Raw genomic sequence first — 441 nt, forward strand, 5'->3', positions numbered from 1 at the left:
AGGAAATTTTAGAGGTTGAGTAGCCGTTATAAGTACTGTTAACTAATAACTGTTAACTGATCACTGAAATAATGGGGGATTAGCTCAGCTGGCTAGAGCGCCTGCCTTGCACGCAGGAGGTCATCGGTTCGACTCCGATATTCTCCACCACTTATAGCTTAAAGCTTTAAGCTTACAGCTATAAAGAAAGTTCATTGACATATTGAGAAACAAAGAATACGAGAACACTATTAGATAGAAATATTTAATATAAGTAATACATTATAATACTTCTGTTCTGAGCAATCAGAATGGATTAGAGCATTAAGCAAAGCGCATACAAGCTAGATAAGGGCGTATGGGGAATGCCTAGGCTCTCAGAGGCGATGAAGGACGTGATAAGCTGCGAAAAGTCGTGGGGATTGGCACATACAAATTGATCCGCGAATATCCGAATGGGGC

At 40.6% G+C, this 441-nt stretch carries 1 tRNA gene and 1 rRNA gene; both read left to right on the forward strand.

Annotated features, from left to right (window positions below):
* Positions 1–73 precede the first annotated feature (73 nt).
* Positions 74–150, forward strand: a tRNA-Ala gene (locus FLP08_RS15795).
* A gap of 166 nt (positions 151–316) precedes the next feature.
* Positions 317–441 (forward strand): 23S ribosomal RNA (locus tag FLP08_RS15800); the annotation flags it as partial.

Origin of the sequence: Christiangramia aestuarii, assembly GCF_009735585.1 — a bacterium.
In the GTDB taxonomy this organism is placed as follows: Bacteria; Bacteroidota; Bacteroidia; order Flavobacteriales; family Flavobacteriaceae; genus Christiangramia; species Christiangramia aestuarii.